The 17,995-nt window shown below is 31.5% G+C and carries 18 protein-coding genes; 8 read left to right on the forward strand and 10 right to left on the reverse strand.

The features are described from left to right. Positions 1 to 158: 158 nt before the first annotated feature. From DEFDS_RS08385 to DEFDS_RS08400, 3 genes are all read right to left on the reverse strand, one after another. Entirely contained in the window at positions 159 to 3,368 is a 3,210-nt protein-coding gene (locus tag DEFDS_RS08385; protein WP_013008371.1) for a sodium:solute symporter family transporter, read from the reverse strand. A gap of 498 nt (positions 3,369 to 3,866) precedes the next feature. Further along, entirely contained in the window at positions 3,867 to 4,106 is a 240-nt protein-coding gene (locus DEFDS_RS08395; RefSeq protein ID WP_013008373.1) for a thioredoxin family protein, read from the reverse strand. Between the two features lie 22 nt (positions 4,107 to 4,128). Then, positions 4,129 to 5,298 (reverse strand): permease, encoded by a 1,170-nt coding sequence (locus DEFDS_RS08400; protein ID WP_013008374.1) that lies wholly within the window; start codon positions 5,296 to 5,298, stop codon positions 4,129 to 4,131. A gap of 91 nt (positions 5,299 to 5,389) precedes the next feature. Between DEFDS_RS08400 and DEFDS_RS08405 the strand changes: the two genes are divergently transcribed. Both DEFDS_RS08405 and DEFDS_RS08410 read left to right on the forward strand, forming a co-directional pair. Continuing rightward, positions 5,390 to 5,731, forward strand: a complete 342-nt coding sequence (locus DEFDS_RS08405) for an ArsR/SmtB family transcription factor (RefSeq protein ID WP_013008375.1) — start codon at positions 5,390 to 5,392, stop codon at positions 5,729 to 5,731. Positions 5,732 to 5,749: 18 nt separating this feature from the next. Beyond that, positions 5,750 to 6,151, forward strand: a complete 402-nt coding sequence (locus tag DEFDS_RS08410; protein WP_013008376.1) for a NifB/NifX family molybdenum-iron cluster-binding protein — start codon at positions 5,750 to 5,752, stop codon at positions 6,149 to 6,151. 15 nt (positions 6,152 to 6,166) lie between these two features. On the opposite strand, the gene DEFDS_RS08415 is transcribed toward DEFDS_RS08410, so the two are convergent. Together DEFDS_RS08415 and DEFDS_RS08420 are read right to left on the reverse strand one after the other, a co-directional pair. Further along, positions 6,167 to 6,580: a CoA-binding protein gene (locus DEFDS_RS08415; RefSeq protein WP_013008377.1), complete on the reverse strand. Its 414-nt coding sequence runs from the start codon at positions 6,578 to 6,580 to the stop codon at positions 6,167 to 6,169. Positions 6,581 to 6,589: 9 nt separating this feature from the next. Further along, the gene (locus DEFDS_RS08420; RefSeq protein WP_013008378.1) at positions 6,590 to 7,207 is read right to left on the reverse strand and encodes a flagellar hook-basal body complex protein; all 618 of its coding nucleotides are present in this window, start codon (positions 7,205 to 7,207) and stop codon (positions 6,590 to 6,592) included. A 111-nt stretch (positions 7,208 to 7,318) separates the two neighbouring features. Here DEFDS_RS08420 and DEFDS_RS08425 point away from each other — a divergent pair, with 111 nt between their 5' ends. The 5 genes from DEFDS_RS08425 (at position 7,319) to DEFDS_RS08445 (ending at position 10,854) form a co-directional block, all read left to right on the forward strand. Further along, positions 7,319 to 8,524 carry an ABC transporter substrate-binding protein gene (locus tag DEFDS_RS08425; protein ID WP_013008379.1) on the forward strand — a complete coding sequence of 402 codons (1,206 nt, stop codon included), beginning with the start codon at positions 7,319 to 7,321 and terminating at the stop codon, positions 8,522 to 8,524. Further along, positions 8,524 to 9,210: a GTP-binding protein gene (locus DEFDS_RS08430; protein ID WP_013008380.1), complete on the forward strand. Its 687-nt coding sequence runs from the start codon at positions 8,524 to 8,526 to the stop codon at positions 9,208 to 9,210. The genes DEFDS_RS08425 and DEFDS_RS08430 overlap by 1 nt, the downstream gene beginning before the upstream one ends. Positions 9,211 to 9,213: 3 nt before the next feature. Next, positions 9,214 to 10,194, forward strand: a complete 981-nt coding sequence (locus DEFDS_RS08435) for an ATP-binding cassette domain-containing protein (protein WP_013008381.1) — start codon at positions 9,214 to 9,216, stop codon at positions 10,192 to 10,194. A gap of 13 nt (positions 10,195 to 10,207) precedes the next feature. Beyond that, a complete protein-coding gene (locus tag DEFDS_RS08440; protein ID WP_013008382.1) occupies positions 10,208 to 10,450 on the forward strand; it encodes a hypothetical protein in 243 nt (80 codons plus the stop codon). Positions 10,451 to 10,521: 71 nt separating this feature from the next. Beyond that, positions 10,522 to 10,854 carry a nitrous oxide-stimulated promoter family protein gene (locus DEFDS_RS08445; protein ID WP_231841015.1) on the forward strand — a complete coding sequence of 111 codons (333 nt, stop codon included), beginning with the start codon at positions 10,522 to 10,524 and terminating at the stop codon, positions 10,852 to 10,854. A 1-nt stretch (position 10,855) separates the two neighbouring features. Here the strand turns inward: DEFDS_RS08445 and DEFDS_RS08450 are convergent, their stop codons facing one another. Next, positions 10,856 to 11,377 (reverse strand): DUF2155 domain-containing protein, encoded by a 522-nt coding sequence (locus DEFDS_RS08450; protein ID WP_013008384.1) that lies wholly within the window; start codon positions 11,375 to 11,377, stop codon positions 10,856 to 10,858. Between the two features lie 204 nt (positions 11,378 to 11,581). On the opposite strand from DEFDS_RS08450, the gene metH reads away from it, so the two are divergent. Continuing rightward, entirely contained in the window at positions 11,582 to 14,962 is a 3,381-nt protein-coding gene (metH, locus tag DEFDS_RS08455; protein WP_013008385.1) for a methionine synthase, read from the forward strand. Positions 14,963 to 15,048: 86 nt separating this feature from the next. Here metH and DEFDS_RS08460 read toward each other — a convergent pair whose 3' ends face one another. The 4 genes from DEFDS_RS08460 to DEFDS_RS08475 are packed head-to-tail and all read right to left on the reverse strand — an operon-like array spanning position 15,049 to position 17,994. Beyond that, positions 15,049 to 16,371 (reverse strand): NAD(P)/FAD-dependent oxidoreductase, encoded by a 1,323-nt coding sequence (locus DEFDS_RS08460; RefSeq protein WP_013008386.1) that lies wholly within the window; start codon positions 16,369 to 16,371, stop codon positions 15,049 to 15,051. 21 nt (positions 16,372 to 16,392) lie between these two features. Further along, a complete protein-coding gene (locus tag DEFDS_RS08465; protein ID WP_013008387.1) occupies positions 16,393 to 16,743 on the reverse strand; it encodes a NifB/NifX family molybdenum-iron cluster-binding protein in 351 nt (116 codons plus the stop codon). Between the two features lie 12 nt (positions 16,744 to 16,755). Further along, positions 16,756 to 17,118, reverse strand: coding sequence for a NifB/NifX family molybdenum-iron cluster-binding protein (locus DEFDS_RS08470; RefSeq protein ID WP_013008388.1), 363 nt, complete (start codon positions 17,116 to 17,118; stop codon positions 16,756 to 16,758). Between the two features lie 9 nt (positions 17,119 to 17,127). Next, complete coding sequence (locus DEFDS_RS08475; RefSeq protein WP_013008389.1) at positions 17,128 to 17,994, reverse strand: P-loop NTPase; 867 nt, start codon at positions 17,992 to 17,994, stop codon at positions 17,128 to 17,130. Position 17,995: the final 1 nt, after the last annotated feature.

A 17,995-nucleotide genomic window follows, 5' to 3' on the forward strand; every position in this document is an offset into this window, starting at 1 on the left:
ACAATAAATCAATTTTTTGATACCAATTTAATTTTGAAATTACATCATCGCTTCTGCTCCTCTCAATAACTGGAAAATTGTTCGTTGCAAGCGTTAGTGAAGCAATCTGATGTAGTTAAGCAATTATTATTGTATCCACACTCAATCAAAAAATGTCCTTATTTTTTAAATTTAATCCCCACCATAGTAACATCATCTTTTTGTTTATTATCGCCAATAAATTTTAATAATTCTTCATAAATATATGCTATTACTTCCTCGGATGAACCACCGCAATTATTTTTGATTGTGGCAAATAACCTTTCCAATCCAAAAAAATCACCAAAAATATTTTCTGCTTCAACAATACCATCGGTATAAACAAAGAGGAATTCATCTTTTGAAAAACTATATTCAAACTGCTCAAACTCATACTCTTTAATCACCCCTAATAAAGGATCCCCACCTTCCAATTCCTTTATTTCACCCTGTTTGCAAACTAGCGGTTTTGGATGGCCAGCATTTGTATAAATAATTTTATTCCTTTTAAAATCTAATCTAAGATATACCAAAGTTATAATAAATTCTAATTTTTCAAGGTCGTCATAGATTTCATAATTTAATTTTTTAATAATATCTTTAGGTTGTAAATTAGGATTCGTAGCAATTATACTTTTTATAAGTGTTCTGACTTCTGACATCAAAAGAGCAGAGGCAACATTATGTCCAGAAACATCTGCAATTACAACATCTAACACATCATCCCCAATTTCAAAATAATCATAATAATCTCCACCTACAAACTCGTAAGCGTAACAAACGCCTGCAAAATCGATATAATTTATAGCTGGAGGTTTATCTGGCAATAATGAGCGTTGGATGCTTCTTGCAATCTCAAGTTCCTTTGCTATTTCCCTCATTTTAATAATTTCTCTTGTTTGCTCATGGCTTTTTATGGAAAATGCTATCTGATGAGCTACACTTTCTAATAAAGTAATAAATTCATTGGTATACATCCCCTTGTAAATTTTTGAAAAAAATGAAATCACGCCCTTTACTTCATTTTCAATGATTAGTGGTAAATGACAAAAGGATAAATAACCTGCTTCTTTAATTTCCAATACATTCTCATTTATTGGTATTAAATTTATATCATTAACTGCTATAGGTTTTTTCTCTTTAATAGATTTTCCTAAAAATGAAGACTCTAACTCTTCCAATTTTCTATCCAAATCCAAGTTTTGTGACAACTGTCCCGCATATGCTGTCATTTTCAACACATCACCTTCTAAAACCCGCAAAACCACTAGATCAAATTTAAAAGTTTTCTTCAACAAATTTAACGATTTAATAATTTTCTGGTTTAAGCTACCTGGCCCAGAAAATATTTTTGATATCTCCAATAATACATTTAATTCTGATACCCTTTTCACCAATGTATCTTTTGATTCCCCCACACTATAAGATACCAAATCTTTAAATATATCTATTACCTTATCTTCACCTTTTCCTAACATATCTAAATATGATTCAACTATTAATTTCGATGCACCAGGCCCCACAATTTCAGAAATAACCTTTTCGGAAAAATCTCTCAATTCTGCTAAATCTGATAAGTTTAATTCAGCAACACTCTTACCTTTTTCCTCTAAATGTTTTGTTAACTTTTCATCAGCTAACCTTTCCCCCACAAATTTTGATAATAAAGCAAAAATATCGTCATAACTCAAATTTACTATCGTTTTCTTCTTAACACTCATCAATTCCCTTAAATAAAACTCACGTTTAAAAATTAGAGAAGTTTCAATCTCCAACTCTGTCTGCTTTGTAAGAAGTGAAACAATCACCATAATCGCTATATTGAAAAACATACTCCAAAACATAGAGTGTGACCAAATATCCAACGTATCTAAGCCAAACAGTGCATAAGGTTTTAAAAAGGGTAAACCAAATAGACCATCAAACATTATTTTTTCACTTAGTAAACCAGAGTTTATCATATCAGGAACAATCAAAGTGAAAAACCATATTAAAAAACCAGAAATAATCCCAGCTATGGCTCCTTTTTCATTTACCTTTTCCCAAAACATACCCAATAAAATGGCAGGCGCAAATTGGCTAACAGCAGCAAAAGATGTTAAACCTATACTTACCAGAGAAAAATGCTTCCCAATGTATTTAAAATAAAAAAAACTTATCAACACTATAGCAACGACTAATAACCTTTTAAAAAAAATTAATACAAAAGATAAATTTATTTTAACAAGCCTTTTGACAAAGATTGGTATCACAATATTATTGACAACCATATTTGCTATACTTACAGAGGAAACAATAACCATCCCGGATCCAGCAGCAAGACCACCCAAATAGACCAGCAAAGATAAAAATTGATTATCGTTATTAATGAAAAGATTTAAAATATAATAATCAGGATCACCTGTATTATTGAATATTAAAATCCCTGCAAAAGCTATTGGAATTACAAAAATATTTATGAGCAAAAGATACAAAGGGAATAAATACATCCCCTTATCTATATGCTCACTATCCAAATTTTCTATCACTGCTACATGAAACTGCCTTGGTAAAAACATAACAGCAAACATACTCATTATAATCATTGTAAACCACTGAAAATAACTACTTAAAGACTCTTTGACTGTGATAAGGCTATCAAATTTATTTACAATTAATACATTTTTACTCATTGCCATTTGCTTAAAAATGTCCCCAAACCCATCGAAAAGATAAAAAGTAATATACCCTCCAGCTATTAAGAAAATCACAAGTTTAAATACTGATTCAAAAGCAATTATTGAAATCAAACCAGGATGTTTTCTAGCTTCCGTAACATGCCTGGTACCAAAAAAAGCCCCAATAATACCGATAACAAGAGAAAAATAGAATGAAAAATCATTTAATATACCACTATTATTACTACTAAAACTCTTACCAGAAACAATAAAAAATGTTTCGTTTATCGCCTTTAACTGCAATGCAATATAAGGTATTATCCCAAAGATACAAAATAAAGAAACTGCAATACCCAAATATTTTGATTTTCCATACCTAAAGCTTAGAAAATCGGCTATAGAAGTAATATTATATTCTTCTGATATTCTAATTATATGCCTTAAAAATATCCACCATGTAAAAACAACTAAAGTTGGTCCTATATAGATTGTTATAAAATCTATGCCACTTGTGGCAGCTCGCCCAACTGATCCATAATAAGTCCAAGTAGTACAATAAACACCTAAAGTTAAAGAATAAACATAAGGATTAGCCAAAATCTTTTTATTTTTTTTAAATAATTTCTCTCCAATATATGCTATTAAAAATAAAAATAAAAAATACACTGCTGTCAGCAAATATACAACATTCATATCACTGTTTCCGTTTTCTTAAAAATAAAACAAAAACATAAACAACTAAAATTGACCCAAACCAACCGATAAAAAAATACAAATATATCAACGGAATCCCAAAGATAAATACTCTTTTGTCAAAAATAGTTATAAAAGGATAATTGATAAAAATAAACCCTAAAATAAATAAAAATAGCCAAACAGTAGTTATCCTACTCATAGTTTAATTATAACAAATTTAAAGGGTTTGTCATCAAATGTTTTTGTACTACTGAACAGAGGATGCTGCACAATAGCCTATAGTGTTGACAATTATCATAATCATGAGATTGCTTCCCCCGCCATTAACGTTTAAAATACCCTTAACAAATTTTAAACTCAATAACTCCCACTAAATGGCGGGGTCGCAAAGACCACAAAATGCAGTCATTGCAAGCGTCAGCAAAGCAATCTGTATAGTTGCACTGTTTTATTGTGCAACAGCTTTCAAAAAGGGCAAAACGCCCTTAAACAAAACTACTTTATTTTACTTATAATCTCTTTCAGCTGCTCAACATTTGGAAGAGGTTTCCCCTCATGAACAACCTTTTCATTAATCACCAATCCAGGAGTAAACATAACATACTTTGAGATTTCATTAATATCTTTTACATATTCCACTGTTGCATCAATCTGTAACTCTTCAAGAGCTTTCAGGGTAGCTTGATATAAAAACTCACAATTTCTACAACCAGTTCCTAAAACTTTTACGTTCATCAATTCCTCCTTTTATTAAAAATTAAAAGCTTCCAAATATAATACCTGCAAAAGTTGACATAATAACTACAAGCACAACATAAACAATAGTTTTCTTAGTACCAATAACGCTTCTGATAACAAGCATATTAGGTAAGCTTAAAGCAGGACCGCTTAAAAGAAGTGCCAAAGCAGGACCCTTCCCCATTCCAGCACCCAATAATCCTTGTAAAATTGGCACCTCTGTTAAAGTTGCAAAATACATAAACGCACCAACAACTGACGAAAAGAAGTTAGCTCTAAAACTATTTCCACCAACTAAATTTTCAACAATCTCTTTTGGGATAATACCATTTCCACTGTTTGGTCTACCAAGTAAAAAACCAGCAATCAGCACACCGATAAACAGCAAAGGTATAATCTGTTTTGAATACTCCCAGGTTTCACTAAGCCAAGCAATTCTTTCTTCTTTTTGAAACCACCTAAAGACAATTACAAGTAAACCTATTAAGGCTAAAAACACTAACCACCACTTAATTCCATAAATAAAGCTAAAAAGTGTGCCAAATTTATTTGGTTTAGCCCATGTTGCAAAAATCAAAATAGCAACTAACATAGCAAAAAACAAAATATCTTTGTATAAAGGCCTCTCTTTACCACTGATTGAAGCTGAAGGTATGTTGTTTACCCTTTCAGCATCCTCTTTCCCAAAAAATAGTTCCATTATCAAACCTATTACAATTGCAAAAGTTATCGCACCTATCGCTCTAGCCAACCCTAATCGCCAACCCAGTATCCTTGCAGTTAAAACAATCGCTAAGACATTTATTGCAGGCCCGGAATAAACAAAAGCTGTAGCAGGACCAATCCCTGCACCTCTTGAATAAATACCCGCAAACAAAGGCAATATTGTACAAGAACAAACAGCCAAAATAACCCCTGAAACTGATGCTACAGAATACGAAACAATCTTTTTTGCCTCTCTACCAAAATATTTAATTACAGATGCTTGAGAAACAAAGGAAGATATCCCTCCAGCTATAAAAAGAGCAGGAATTAAACATGTTAATGTATGCTCTCTCACATATTCCTGAAGCATTAACACAGCTTCTATTACAGCTTTTTGGTATTTTTCCGAGTGAAATGGTATGAAATAAAAAATTAAAAAAAGTGCCAATAAAGTTAAAAAAGCATTTCTCTCTTTTTTATCCATAAAAGCTCCCCTTAAACGATATTTCGTTAAACATAAAAATATCATAAAAATATTACTTGTCAACAGAATTTTTTTGGAATATTATAATTGTATGGATATGAAGAAAACATCAGAAATATTTAAATCACTTGGAGAAATTAATAGGCTCAGGATTGCCCTTTTACTTTCTGAACGTCCAATGTGTGTATGTGAAATAAATGAAGTATTGCACATTGCTTTATCAACAATATCAGCACATCTAAAACACCTAAAATATGCTGGAATAATTGTAGATGAAAAAGAAGGAAGATGGATAACCTATAGATTGTCAGAAAACCCATTTATTCAAAAACTGATAAAAGATATAAAAGAAGAGTTAAAAGATGATGAACAATTTCTATCTGATAAAGAAAAAGCATCTAATGTAACACGAGAAACAATAACAAAGTGTTAGCATATACAGGATATTTCTATGAATAAAAAAATTGCAATTGCTTTAGATAAAAATGGTGACATAGCCAAAACCCATTTTGGGGATGCTGATTACATCTACTATTTACAGATTACAGACAAAAACGAACTTGTCTTCTTAGAGAAGAAGGAAAATATTTTGAAAACCTTTGAAGAATCAGGTCACGGTCACGATAAAAAAATTGTTTTTGCAAAAGAAGTATTAAAAGATGTGCAATTTGTAATCTCTGGTGCAATGAGTCCTAACTTTAAAAGGCTAAAACATAAAGCAGGGATTTATCCAATCGTAACAAATAAAAATATAGAAGATACAATAAATTATTTAAAAAATAATCTATCAAAAATTTATGAATTTTTTACAGAAGATGACAACTTAGTTTATATCATAGAAAAAAATGATTAGCAGCCTTAATCACTGCTAATCAGCATACATCCCAAGCCTCATAAACTCTTTAAAAATGCATTTATCCATAACTATAGGTATTCCGGCTTCATCAGCTAATCTTTTAGCTTCCTCAGAATAAACTTCTTCTTGTAGCCATATAAATTTTGCCCCTTTTTTTATAGCCTCTTTAACTATCTCAGGAGCAAACTCACTCCTTCTAAACACATCTACGATATCAGGAGTCACAGGAACATCTGAAATACTTTTATAAGCTTTTACTCCTAAAACTTCTTCTTCATTAGGATTTACAGGGTAACAGTTATACCCTTTTTTCATCAAAAACTTCATAATACCATTACTTGCTCTTTCTGGATTATTTGATGCACCAACAATCACAATATTTTTAGCTTCCTGTAAAAACTTTTTTAAGAAATCATCTGTGATCATTCAAACCCCCTACGCAAAATTGTCTATAATATTACCTAACATTTCATCTATAACTTTTGTAGTTTTCAAATTTGCCTCAAAATAATTTTTAGTAACAATCATATCTACAATCTCTTTTGCCAAATCAACGTTTGATGCTTCTAAATAACCAGGCAATATTTCATAACTGTTTTCAGGTACTTTATTACCGCTTGAATTAAATAGCTCAATTTTACCCAATGGTTCTTTATCTATATATATTGAGCCATCAGGTGAAACTTCTATTTTGCCTTCTCTACCAGTAGAAAATAAAATTTCCCCTCTAGGACTAACGATATTTCCTTTTTCATCCATTGAAAAATGACCAAAACGGGTAAAAACCTCGCCACCTTGATTATTTGTAAGTTTAAAAAAACCTTTACCATTTATTGCTAAATCTAAATTTCTACCAGTATAAATTAGATATCCTTGAGTATCTAAGTCTTTTATAGAATAAACATTTACACCATTTTTTGATAAAGCAGAATTATATGATACAACCCTTTTAAATCCTGGCGTATTTATATTTGCTATATTATTTGCACTATTATCAACCCTTGTAATTGCAGCATTTAATGCTGATAATGAATTATACAACCCCTTTATCATAAGCTTAATTTAATCAAAATATTGTAATTTTGCAATAAATTTGATTGTAATCAAAGATAAAACTTTTAATCTATATATTGTAAATATCAACAAAATAAAACGAGGTGAAAAATGATAATTACAGAGCAAACAAAAATTAAAGATATTATAGATAACTATCCAAATAGTGTATATTTCTTTAAAAACTTAGGACTAAATAATCTAGAAGAGCCAAAAAGTCCAATGCGACTTTTATCTTTAAAATCAATCTCTGAAATCAAAAAAATTAATTTAGATACCCTCATAAAACAACTAAATGAATATTTAAGAATAGAAACCAATAAAACTGATATTACTTTAATAGAAAACAATAAAATAGGCGATATCAAAGTATACGGAGTATTACCATGCCCCGTTAGGGTTCCCCTTTTAGAAAAATTAAATGAGTCGATTAATGAATTTGAAGAAAAGAATAATATTACAGTTGAAGTAAATCTAGAATCAGCATCTAAGGGGTTGGGTTGGTTAAAAGATTCAATTAATTTTACTGATGAAAAGACAATTCCAGATATTATCATTTCTGCTGGTTTTGAATTTTTATTTTCTGAAAATGCACAAAAAAGGATAAAAGATGGATTTTTCAAAGACTGTTTCCCTGATGAAATCAATGAAGATTTTAAATATATAAACATAAAAGATAGATATAGTGCACTTTCTGTTTTCTCAGTGGTCCCAGCTATTTTTATGATAAACGAAGAAGAGTTAGAAGGTGAAAAAATACCAGAATCTTGGGAAGAATTACTGTTTGGGAACTATACAAACAAAGTATCAATACCTGTTGGAGATTTTGATCTTTTTAACAGTATACTTCTACACATGTATAAAGATTTCGGAATGGATGGTATAAGTAAATTAAAAGATATTATGTTTAAAAGTTTACATCCAACAGTTGCAGTAAAAACTCAGCAGATGAAAAACTCCAATAAACCTGCTGTAACTGTCATGCCTTACTTCTTCTCAAAGATGGTCAGATCGTTAAATAGTGTGAAGATAATATGGCCAAAAGATGGAGCCATTATAAGCCCTATCTTTGCTTTAATTAGAAAAGATTCTGCAGAAAAAATTAAACCAATAATAGACGCCATATTTTCAAAAGAGGTTGGTGAAATCTTATCACACAACGGCCTTTTTCCATCATTGCACAAAGATGTAAAAAACAGCCTATTAGAACCTGCAAAATTTAAGTGGATAGGTTGGGATTACATATTAGAAAATGATACTGAATCCCTTATCAATAAATTAGACAAAGAATTTTCTGATTTTGTAGGAGTAGCATAATGAAACTAATAACTATAAGTGGTCCTCCTTCATCAGGTAAAACCAGTGTAATTTTGAAATGTATTGATGAGCTTCTACAAAGAGGGGTAAAAGTGGGCGTCGTCAAATTTGATTGTCTCACAACAGACGATGATGAAATCTACGCAAAAAAGGGGATCCCTGTCAAAAAAGGTTTATCAGGAGCTATCTGCCCTGACCATTATTTTATAAGCAATATTGAAGAGTGTTTTGAATGGGGGAAAAGTTTAGGGCTTGATGTGTTGATTAGTGAAAGTGCAGGGCTTTGTAATAGATGTTCCCCCCACATAAAAGATATCCTTGCCATATGTGTTATTGATAATCTTGCAGGGATAAATACACCAAAAAAAATAGGTCCAATGCTAAAAGGTGCTGATATAGTAATCATCACAAAAGGGGATATTGTTTCACAGGCTGAAAGAGAAGTTTATGCAATGAAAGTAAAACTGGTTAATCCTAAAGCACTAATTTTACATGTAAACGGTATCACAGGACAAGGCGCCAATGAGTTAGCAAATCTACTTTTAAAATCAACTGATACTAATTCTATCACAGAAAAACAGCTCAGATTTACAATGCCAGCTGCTGTATGCTCATACTGTCTTGGTGAAAAAAGGATTGGAAAGCAATATCAAATGGGAAATATTAAAAAGATTGAGATGGAGTAAACTATGAAAATATGCACTTTATTGGAAAAGTACCCATATATTAACGATATATTGGACAGTTATAATATTAAAATTGAAAATCCAAACGTAGAACTTGATGAGTTTTTAAAGAACCTAAACGAAGATGAACTACAAGAGCATGGAGTAACAATCGAGGAAATAAAGCAAACAATCTTTTCACTTATTGATGAAATTGAAGAAATCAGAGATGAAGAAGATATTTACGCTGTTGAATCCCTTACTATTTTAGGCGGTTACGACAAACATGGTAATAAAGAAAATTTAGAATTAACCATTTATAAAGGGGAAATAATATCGGTTGTTGGACCAACTGGTTCTGGCAAAAGTAGACTACTTGCAGACATAGAGTGGTTAGCCCAAAAAGATACAATCACAAAAAGAACAATTTTAATAAACGGTAAAGAGCCCCCATTAGAATTAAGATATGCCACTGACAAAAAACTTGTAGCTCAGTTATCGCAAAACATGAATTTTGTTGTAGATTTAACTGTTAAAGAATTTCTCTTTCTTCATGCAGAAAGTAGGATGGTAGAAAATACTGAAAAAGTTGTTATGGAAATATTTAACACTGCAAATGAATTAGCAGGTGAACAGTTTGATATTGATGCACCTATCACCTCTTTAAGTGGTGGGCAGTCAAGAGCTTTGATGATAGCTGATACTGCTCTTCTATCAAAATCACCAATTGTTTTAATTGACGAAATAGAAAACGCTGGGATAAACAGAAAAAAAGCTTTAGAACTTTTAGTAAAACAAGATAAAATAGTTATAATGTCTACTCATGACCCAATACTTGCCTTATTAGCAAACAGAAGATTAGTCATAAAAAACGGTAAGGTTAATAAAATTATTGAAACAACTTTGGAAGAAAAAAGCGTACTTCCATACCTTGAAGAATTGGATAATAAATTATTAACAGTTAGAAATAAATTAAGAGATGGAGAAATCATAAATAAAATATAACAGGAGGAAAACCATGCATGAAGGTTGCAGCGGAACTTTTGAAAATGGGAAACAAGTAGTAAACAAGCTTAGAGCGATGGGGTTTAGTAATCAATTTATGCCAATGCCTATGAAAAAAAATTGCGATAATTGCAATACAGAGTTCGTAATGGAGACATTTGAATCAAAATGTCCAAAGTGCAATATGACATACGGAGTAACTCCATGTCACGCTTTTGATCCTTCAAATATTAAACCTGCTGGTATAAACTACTAACCAAAAAGTACTTTCCCTTTTAATAAGGGAAAGTACTTTGACATACAAAGCATTAATTTGAGGTATTGATTATGTTTAAAAGAGAGATGAGTAAAGCAAAAAGAGTAAAGAAAGATGCAAAAATATTAAAAAAATTTATCAAAGTTTATTGCAAAAAAAATCATCTCAAAAATGGTATAACTGAATATAAAGATGGTTATTGCAAGGAATGTTACGAACTTTTACAATACGCCTTAAAAAGAAACGAAAAATGCCCTCTCGACCCAAAACCTCAATGTAAACATTGTCATATCCACTGCTATAAACCAGAATACCGCCAAAAGATTAAAGAGATAATGAAATTTAGCGGTATGTATTTTTTAAAAAGAGGACGTTTAGACTGGGTTTACCACTACTTTTTCTAAACTATTTTTTTACAGCACCTTTATAAACAACAGAATATCTATCATCTGTAAAAGCGTGCATTGTTGGGAATTTACCGAAAACCCAACCATCAAAAACTAACTCTTTATTTTTGTAGATTTTTACTTTCACTGCCGGATTATTTTCATCTTTACTTTTTGATGTCATTACCCCAGTTTCATCCATAACAAAATCTGGTAAAAACGCCTCAACCTGAATTGCCAATGGGGTCCCTGAAACCTCTGATGTTTGGCCAATTATGATTTCAGTATCTAAATCTTTTTTCTCCACATTATCCTTAACAGTAATAATTACACTTTTGTAAAGCTTGGCAACTTCATCTGGAACAACTATTTTTCTTTCAACTTTTTTCTCAATGTTTTCATGTGGGTTTTCTTTAGTAGCTAACTCCTGCTTAGTTACTGTTTCTTTATTACTAGTATTGGTGCTTTCTTCTTTAATAGTATTTTGTGAACATGCAATAAAAACAATAAAAGATAAAAACAATATAATATATTTAAACATAACATCACTCCTGATTTGTATTATTTAGGTTTTATAATGTTAAATCAATTTTAAATCAACTATTTTTTAACCACAAAAATTCATTCAGATAAAACTCTAAAACATCATTATTAAAAAACAGTTGTTATTATCAAATAAATCAAATATCCTATTGAAATAGATAGATAACCCTGATAAATACCTACAAAAAATTTAGAGGTGGCAATGTTAAGAAATTATACATCGGACAAAATACTTTTATTTGATGGTGGAATGGGCACTACGATACAACAGTACGATATCCCCTCTGACAAATGGTCTGGCAAACAGGGGTGTAACGAAATTTTGAATCTTACCTACCCCGAACTAATAGAAGAAATACATACAAAATTCTATGAAGCAGGAGCTGACATAGTTGAAACAAACAGTTTTGGCGCTTCCAGATTAGTTTTATCAGAATACGGTCTTGAAGATAAAGTTTATGAAATTAATTTAAATGCTGCAAAAATAGCTAGAAAAGCTGCTAATAAATTTAACAACAAATTCGTTGCTGGCTCAATAGGACCAGGAACAAAACTACCAAGTTTATCACAAATAAGCTTTGATGACCTTTATAAAATGTATAAAGAACAAATCTTAGGGCTAATAGATGGTGGAGTTGACTTACTACTTATAGAAACTTGTCAAGATTTGTTACAAGTAAAATCTGTTGTAATTGCAGCATTTGATCTTTTAGATGAAAAAAATTTAGATATACCAGTATCTGTTTCTGTTACAATAGAACAAAATGGTACCATGCTACTTGGAACTGATTTATCAGCAGTAATAACTGTTTTAAGAGATTATCCAATTTTTTCTTTAGGGATAAACTGTGCAGTTGGTCCTGATCTTATGTACGAACCTTTAAGCCAACTTGCTAAATTATGGGATAGAAAAATTTCATGTATCCCTAATGCTGGCTTACCTCAAAACATTAATGGAAAATTTATTTATGATTTAACGCCTGAAAAAATGGCTGAAATAATGGCTGATTTATGTGAACAATTTAACCTTGATTTCATAGGTGGTTGTTGTGGAACAACCTATGAACACATTGCAGCATTAAGAATGGTAGCAAATAGCTTTAAACCGAAACCCAAAGTTAAATACGAATATCAAGGTGAAGTTTCAAGCCTATATACATCCACTAAACTTCGTCAAGAACCACCTCCCACATTGATAGGTGAAAGAGCAAATGCAAACGGTAGCAAAGCATTTAGAGAGCTTTTGATCGCTGAAGATTTTGACGGGATGCTTGCCGTTGCAAAAGAACAGGAAAACAACGGTGCTCATCTTTTAGATGTCTGTGTGGCTTACGCTGGAAGAGATGAAACAAAAGATATGGCAAAATTTGTTAGCATGTTAAACAATGCAATAAATATACCCTTAGTTATAGATTCCACCGAGCCAAAAGTATTAGAAGAAGCATTAAAAAGATACGCAGGCAAACCTGTAATCAATTCTATAAATCTTGAAGATGGTGGTACTAAACTTCACCAAATCTTAGAAATTGTTAGGAAACATCCAGCTGCTGTCATTGCACTTACTATTGATGAAGAAGGTATGGCAATGACTGCAGAGAAAAAGTTTGAAATTGCAAAAAAAATATATAATATCTGGACTCAAGATTACAATTTTAACCCAGAAGACATAATTTTTGACCCTTTAACCTTTTCAATTGGTAGCGGTGATGAAACACTAAAAACCGCAGCTAAAGAGACTTTAGAAGCAATCAAAAAGATAAAAAGTGAATTAAAAGGTGCAAAAACTGTATTAGGTGTGAGCAATGTTTCTTTTGGCTTATCACCAAATGCAAGAGAAGTTTTGAATTCTGTATTTTTACAAGAAGCTGTGAAATATGGCTTAGATTTAGCTATTGTCAACCCTGCAAAAATTATTCCTATCCACAAAATTAATGAAAAAGAGTTAAATCTCTGTTTAGATTTAATTTACAACAAAGAAAACGCATTAACAAATTTTTTAGAATATTTTTCAAAAAGAACAGATATTAAAGAAGATAACGATTCAATTAATATACCACCAGAAGAACAATTGAAAAATAAACTTATCTCTGGTGATAAATCTAAACTTGAATCACTACTTGACAATTTGTTGGTAAAATACAAGCCAATAGAAATAATAAACAAAATTCTTATTCCCGCTATGAAAGAGGTTGGAGATCTCTTTGGTGCAGGGAAAATGCTGCTTCCATTTGTATTACAGTCAGCTGAAGTTATGAAAAAAAGTGTGCTATACTTGGAAAAGTTTATGGATAAAAAAGATGACGAAAATAAAGGAGTAATTGTACTAGCAACAGTTAAAGGGGATGTACACGATATAGGGAAAAACTTGGTAGATATTATCTTATCAAATAACGGTTACAAAGTTTATAACCTTGGGATTAAAGTTCCTGTAGAAGAAATGATAAAAAAAGCAAAAGAAGTAAACGCAGATGCAATAGGAATGAGTGGATTGTTAGTTAAATCTACTATAGTTATGAAAGAAAATATTGAAGAAATAAGGCGCTCACAACTAAAAACAAAAATACTTTTAGGTGGAGCAGCTCTAACCGAAGGTTATGTAAAAAATGAATGTGAACCTATTTTAAAAGGTAAAGTTTTTTACTGCAGAGACGCTTTTGATGCTATTAAATTCCTCTCTGATAATAACGGTAAATCAGATGAAAAAATAACTCCGGTTAAAAATGTTAAACAGAATAATGTAACAATTAATGAGGAGGATATCGAAATGAGAAGTGATATAAAACCTGTAGAAAACCCACCTAAACCACCTTTTTATGGGACAAAAATTGTAAAAGACATCGATTTTAATGAAGTAGTAAAATTTATGAATTTAAACACACTTTTTAATACTAGATGGAGTTATAAAAAGAAAGATATGTCTGATGAAGAATATACAAACCTATTAAAAAAGGTCGCTTACCCTGAGCTTGAAAAAATCAAAAAGAATGTAACAGAAAATAAAATCTGCAACCTTCAGGTTGCATACGGCTATTTTAGAGTTAAAAGTAATGGGAATTATCTGCTTGTTTTTGATGAGAATGAAAAAAATATTTCCACTATCAAGTTTCCAAGACAAAAAGTTGAGCCATACTTATGTATTGCCGATTATTTCAATGATATAGAAAGTGAAATATACGATGTCTTACCTCTACAACTTGTTACAATCGGTGACAAGGCTGTTGAATACACACAATCTCTTTTCAAATCTAACAAATATAAAGAGTATTTTCTTTACCACGGTTTTTTTACTGAGCTTACAGAGGCTTTAGCTGAATATTGGCATAGTGTAATAAGAAAAGAATTAAATATAGAAAAAGAAAATTTATCCGTTGAGCAAATATTAAACATGAAATATCAAGGAAAAAGATACAGCTTTGGGTACCCATCTTGTCCAGATTTGGAAGGGAATCTATTAATATGTAATCTCTTAAATAGCAAAGAGATAGGTGTTACAATCACAGAAAATTATGAGATGGTTCCTGAATATTCAACAAGTGCTGTTATAGTTTATCACCCAGAGGCAAAATACTTCGTTATCAAATAAAAGATTGCTTCGCTCGCAATGACCCCAAAATGCAGTCATTGCGAGCATCAACAAAGCAATCTAAGGTACTTAAGCAATCACACCCTCTACATCTTTTTCAAAGCATCTTTCGCAGCAAAAACATAAATATTATCAGAAGGTTTAGCAGCAAGTTCAGGATGAGTAGAATATTGATGAACCAAAATTTCTTCTATCGTTGCACTTTTTTGTATAGCAAAAGAGATAAAATCAACATTTGCAGCAACACAATGCCCTTTTCTTAAAACAGAACCACCAATTAATTTCCCAGTACTTCTTTCAAATACAAGCTTTGTTTTAATCTTGCTAACACCATCCATCATAGGATACATATCCATTACCTCAGATTCCCCAACTACAACATCAATCCCTTCATTTTTCGCAGCCTTTTCTATCAAACCAGCTGACCCAAAACTGTATTCAAATGCTGTAGAAACATTAGCATTTATTACTCCTGGAAATTTTACATTTTTACCAGCAATATTAGCTCCAACCACTTTACCCATAAAAACAGCATTCGTACCAAATTCCCCACGTGTAGGTTTCTTAGTGATAAAGGATTTTTTCTCAGCACAATCACCAGCAGCAAAGATATTTTCTATATTGGTTCTTAGATATTCATCCGTTTTTACCCCAAATTTTGAAACCTCGATCCCTGATTTTTCAGCTAACTCCACATTTGGAACTACTCCCACAGAAATTACTACAAAATCAGTATCTATCTTCTCACCACTTTCTAATACCACTTTTTTAACAGATTCATCACCTTCAAAAGCAATCACTTTATCACCGGTTACTACATTTATCCCTTCATCTTTCACATGATTTTCAACCTCAATTGCAAAATCATCATCCATAGTAGCCAGCAAAATATGATCCAGCATCTCAACAATTGTTACATCCAATCCCAATCTCTTTAAAACAACTGCAACCTCAACACCAATATATCCACCACCGACGATAACACACTTTTTATATTTTTTAGCAAACTCTCTTAATCTCTCCATATCTTGCTTTGATCTTACAGTTGTAATATTTCCAAGGTTAACCCCTTCTATTGGTGGTATAAAAGGTTTTGAACCAGTTGCTAAAAGTAAGTAATCATAATCGTATCTATCCCCCTTTTCTGTTAATACAAAATTATTCTCTGTATTAATCTCTGTTGCTGTATCAATTACCAGTTTTGCACCAAAATCTGTAACAAGTGAATTTGGAATACAAAATTTTTCTACCGGTTTTTTATCTATAATCCCATATGGAACTGCACATCTGTTTACATTTATCTCTTCATCTTTAATGAGAGTAATATCAAACTCCCCTTCTGCTGCATGTAAACTGTGTACAACTACTCTTCCAGTAGGTCCTCCACCAATAATAACTACCTTTTTCACACACCACCTCCTACAAAAATTTTAATGACAGGATGAACCACCTTCACAAAAGGCACCAGTACTTGTAACTTCACCTTTAACAAACTTATCAAGAGCTTCGTCAGGATCTGCGCTTTCAACGCCAGTAATAACTTTTACACCTTTGTTATTTAAAATTTCGACAGCTTTATGCCCTATTCCTTTGCAGATCAAAACATCTATATTTTGTGATATTAACCACATAGGATATGAACCAAACTGATGATCTGGTGCATCAAAAATATTTTTATTCTTTACTTGATTATCAACAAACTCAGCTACCAAAAAATATTGTGAATGCCCAAAGTGATCACTTATCCTTTTATTATAATCCAATGGTATAGCTATTTTCATAACCGCCTCCTTTTATCCCATATGTGGACTAGATGGTCCATGGATCTCTTCCAAGCTATTTTTTAAAAATGCGTCTAAATTCTCTTTAATAGTTAAATCTGCATAACCTTTATACATTTTTATACAACTATTTTTCAAAACTTCATAGGCTTTTGGCCCAACACTCCCAGTTATTAAAACATTTACTCCTAAATTAATGATATCTGAAGCTGCCTGTACGCCAGCACCATGAGCCAATGTGGCATTTTTATCGTTATTCACAAACTCACCTTTTTCTTCGTCAGTATTATAAATATACCACCAATTCCCACGACCAAATCTTGTGTCCAACTTACTATTTAAATCATCATTTAAAGCTGTTATTAATATTTTCATTTCACCCTCCTACATTGCCATAATCTTATCAAAAAATTCACCAAAAACTTTTACGTAATAATGATCATATTCTGGCAATACTTTTTTACTTTTTAAAGCTTCTACAACAACTTTTGAATAATCTATTTTGCCTATATACTCCACATTTTTATCACTAAAATAGTCTATAATTTTACAATCTATTTCAGGATTTAAACCAAATTTATTTATAATCAATCCCACCTTACATTTAAAATATGAAACAAGCTCCCAACACCTTTTTATGTCGTGAAAACCCGACTCAGTAGACTCAGCAACTAAAATGGCAGTATTTGTATTTGTTAATGAAGAAATGGCATTGCACCCTATACCAGGAGGTCCATCCACTAATATGATTTCACTACCCTCTTTTTCTGCAATCTTTTTAGCTTCAGCTTTAATCTCCGCAATTAATTTACCGCTATTTTCTTCACCAACAAAAAGCCTTGCATGAACCATTTTGTTTCCAAATCTTGTAATTGAAATATACTTTTCACCTGTTAACTTTTCATAACTGTTGATTGCTTCTGCTTTACACTCATAACTACAAAAGCCGCAACCTTCACAAGATAATTTATCGATTAAATAAGTATCACCATCAAAATTAACTGCATCAAACTCACAAACTTCATAACATCTATTACATTTTACACATCTCTCTTGATTTATTTCAAATCTCAAACCAGAATAAAATTTATCCTTCTTTAAAATTTTAGGTTCTAAAAGTATATGCATATCAGCTGCGTCAACATCTGCATCTACTACAATATCCTTCTGAGATAAAAAATAAGCCAGTCCTGCGGTTATTGTAGATTTGCCTGCTCCACCTTTTCCGCTAATAACAACAATCTCTTTCACT

The sequence above is a fragment of the Deferribacter desulfuricans SSM1 genome (assembly GCF_000010985.1).
Classification (GTDB): Bacteria; Chrysiogenota; Deferribacteres; order Deferribacterales; family Deferribacteraceae; genus Deferribacter; species Deferribacter desulfuricans.